This is a genomic window from Mesorhizobium sp. Cs1321R2N1 (assembly GCF_037179725.1).
GTDB classification, from domain to species: domain Bacteria; phylum Pseudomonadota; class Alphaproteobacteria; order Rhizobiales; family Rhizobiaceae; genus Mesorhizobium; species Mesorhizobium salmacidum.
In genome coordinates, this window is record NZ_JAPYKP010000280.1 from 1 (window position 1) to 2,532 (window position 2,532).

General features: G+C 67.2%; 2 protein-coding genes. Both read right to left on the reverse strand.

All coding sequences use genetic code 11. The features are described from left to right. Positions 1 to 299 precede the first annotated feature (299 nt). Complete coding sequence (locus O7A61_RS31915) at positions 300 to 1,493, reverse strand: IS91 family transposase (RefSeq protein ID WP_337133126.1); 1,194 nt, start codon at positions 1,491 to 1,493, stop codon at positions 300 to 302. Positions 1,494 to 1,495: 2 nt separating this feature from the next. Then, positions 1,496 to 2,404: a tyrosine-type recombinase/integrase gene (locus O7A61_RS31920; protein ID WP_337133127.1), complete on the reverse strand. Its 909-nt coding sequence runs from the start codon at positions 2,402 to 2,404 to the stop codon at positions 1,496 to 1,498. Between the last annotated feature and the right edge of the window lie 128 nt (positions 2,405 to 2,532).

A 2,532-nucleotide genomic window follows, 5' to 3' on the forward strand; every position in this document is an offset into this window, starting at 1 on the left:
CGTGAAGAGTTTCGGGCGCCGGCACGCGTACGAAAGTCCCCGAGGAAGGAACCCGCGGGCCACAGGCGATGGCTATGGGGATTTCAGATTCCGGCTGATGTCAGCGGTGGCGCGACCGTCTCCGGAAAGCGCCGCGATTGATACTGACATGCCGCATTGTTGCGCTTCCGCGCGATGTTGCCGGCTCGGCGCAGGTCCGGACGTGCGCCTTTCGGCGACGGTAGTCACCATGGACACGCGTGGATCCGTCGCCGGCGGCTGAGCGCCTGCAACTGAAGGCTCGACCATGCCATGCCGGGTCATGGGACGTTCTCCCGGTTCGTCGCCGTTGCGTCCGGCGGTCCGCGCGGTTGCCTCCACCGTTCGAACGTCTCGATGACGATCATGCGTCCGCCGCAGCAAGGGCACGGCGGGCGGAAGTTGTCCGGATCGTCGAGGTTATCGTCATCGGGCGGCGCGGCGACGTCCAGGAGTTGGCGGGCGAGCGCGAGGCAGTCCTTGCGAGAGCCGCCTGCGAGCAAGCCGTAGTGACGGATGCGATGGAATCCGCGCGGCAGGACATGGAGCAGGAACCGACGAATGAACTCGTGAGTGGCAAGCGTCATGACCTGCTGCCGGTCGGCGCCGTTGCGGCGATAGTCCTTGTAGCGGAAGGTGACGACGCTCTCGTCGAAGGCGACCAGGCGCCGGTTCGAGATGGCGACCCGGTGCGTGTAGCGCGACAGATAGGCGAGCACCGCCTCCGGGCCGGCGAAGGGCGCCTTGGCGTAGACCACCCAGCGCTTCTTCCTGACGGGAGCAAGATGGCGCAGGAAGGCTTGGCGGTCGGTCAGGTGCGCCATCGATCCGAAGAAGCTGAGCCGGCCGGCGTCGTGCAGCGCGACCAGACGGGTCAGGAACAGCCGACGGAACAGCTTGCCGAGCACGCGCACCGGAAGCAGGAAGGCCGGACGCGAGGAGATCCATCGGCTTCCGTCCGGTGCGATGCCGCCGCCCGGCACGATCATGTGCAGATGCGGATGATGGGTCATCGCGGAGCCCCAGGTGTGGAGGACGGCGGTGATGCCGATCCTGGCTCCGAGGTGCTTCGGATCGGCGGCGATGGTCAGCATCGTCTCCGATGCCGCCTTGAACAGCAGGTCGTAGACGAGCGCCTTGTTCTGGAAGGCGATGTCGGTGACCTCGGCCGGCAGCGTGAACACGACATGGAAGTAGCCGACCGGCAGCAGGTCGGCCTGGCGCTCGGCCAACCATGTCCGCGCCGCTGCGCCTTGGCACTTCGGACAGTGCCGGTTGCGGCAGGAGTTGTAGGCGATGCGCCACTGGCCGCAGTCCTCGCAGGCCTCGACGTGACCGCCGAGGGCCGCGGTGCGGCAATGCTCAATCGCCGACATCACCTTGAGCTGCTGCAGTGTCAGATGCCCTGCATGGGCGGCCCGGTAGGCGGGCCCGGCGGTGCGGAAGATGTCGGCAACCTCGATCGAGGCGCGCACGCTCAGCCATCGGGCGAGATCTCTTCCGGCTTGAAGAGGCCAAGCTTGTCGAGCGGGCTCGTGACGGTGCGCACCGTGCGGGTTGCAACCTTGGTGTAGAAGGCGGTGCTATTTAGCTTGGCGTGCCCGAGCAGGACCTGGATGATCCGGATGTCGGTGCCGTCCTCCAGCAGGTGGGTCGCGAAGCTGTGGCGCAGCGTGTGCGGCCCGACCCGCTTGGCGATATCGGCGGCCTGTGCTGCCTCGACGACCACGCGATAGAGCTGGCGGGTGCTGATGGACTTCATCGCGTGCTGCCCCGGGAACAGCCAGCCGTCGCGGTGCATCACGCCCTGCTGCCGCCCAACCTTCCACCACTCACGCAGAAGCGTGAGCAGATCCTCCGAGAGCATGGCGTTGCGATACCGCCCGCCCTTGCCGCGCTCGACGCGCAGCAGCATGCGTTCGCTGTCGACATCGGTGACCTTCAGCATCGACACCTCCGCGACACGCAGGCCGGCGCCATAGGCGACCGACAGCGCGGCCTGGTGCTTGAGGCAGGTGGTGGCGTTGAGCAGCCGGGCGACCTCGTCGCGACTGAGCACCACGGGCAGGTTGCGCGGATGCGCCAGCCGGACGAGCCTGCGCGCCAGGTCCGGGCGGTCGAGCGTCTGGGTGAAGAAGAAGCGCAGCGCCGACACGATGCTGTTCATCGTCGGCACCGGGACGCCATCGTCCTGCTGCTCGATCTGGAACCGGCGCAGGTCGTCGGCGGTCGCCGTGTCCGGCGAACGCCCAAGGAATGTCGCCAGGCGTCCAATGTCGCGGAGATAGTTGCGCTGCGTCTCCCGTGAGAAACGCCGCATGTTCATGTCGTCGATCAGCCGCTGGCGCAGTGGGCTGATCGGTGCATCGAGAGCGGGGTGGGTCATGGTCAGGCTCCTTGTTGAAGAAGCCCGTCATGCTCTGCCGCTGCCGGAGGACGCTCAATGCGAGCGCGACGCACGGCCCGTAACCGCTACCTCAACCGCAGGCGCCCTCCCGCGCAGCGGGTTCGTTC

Excerpts from the sequence above, each read along its gene's own strand:
- O7A61_RS31920 (WP_337133127.1), bottom strand. The coding sequence starts at position 2,404 with ATGACCCACCCCGCTCTCGATGCACCGATCAGCCCACTGCGCCAGCGG.